The following is a 624-nucleotide window of genomic DNA, read 5'->3' as shown; positions in this document are numbered from 1 at the left end:
AGCAACCTCCTAGAGGCAGACTCTGGCTCTCCGATGGCAGCTGTATGAGATTGCGAGCTACTCATACCAATCATGTTTGGAGTTATGACTTTGTCTTTATCAGGGACGCTTATGGTGGCAAGATCCGGATGCTGACCATGATTGATGAGTTCAGTAGAAAGTGTTTAACGATCTTCTGCGCTAGACGAATTGGCTCAATCCAAGTGATTGAACAACTGGCCAACGCCATGATTACTCACGGCATCCCCGAGCACATCCGAAGTGATAATGGCCCAGAATTTATTGCTAAAGAGCTACGGGGTTGGTTATCTGGCATTGGAGTAAAGACAGCCTACATTGAACCGGGCAGCCCTTGGGAGAATGGCTTTTGTGAAAGCTTTAACGGCACCTTTAGAGACAACCTTTTGGATGGGGAGATCTTCTATAGCTTAAAAGAAGCCCAGATCATCGTGGGGGAGTGGGTTAAGCATTACAACCATGTCAGGCCGCATAGTGCATTGGGTTACAGACCTCCAGCACCCCAAACCCAAGTACCCAAACTATTGCAGAATCAACCCATGTTGCTGCAATGATTTACTATAGAAAAACTCTCTTTGGTAGTGGACCTAAATTGACAGCAGTTCA

At 46.5% G+C, this 624-nt stretch carries 1 protein-coding gene; it reads left to right on the top strand.

Annotated features, from left to right (window positions below):
* The coding region (locus ICN19_RS10120; protein WP_216247638.1) for an integrase core domain-containing protein at positions 1-572 on the top strand (572 nt) is incomplete at its 5' end.
* Between the last annotated feature and the right edge of the window lie 52 nt (positions 573-624).

Source organism: Polynucleobacter sp. AP-Capit-er-40B-B4 (assembly GCF_018882245.1).
Taxonomy (GTDB): Bacteria; Pseudomonadota; Gammaproteobacteria; order Burkholderiales; family Burkholderiaceae; genus Polynucleobacter.
This window is presented reverse-complemented; position numbering and strand designations above follow the sequence as displayed.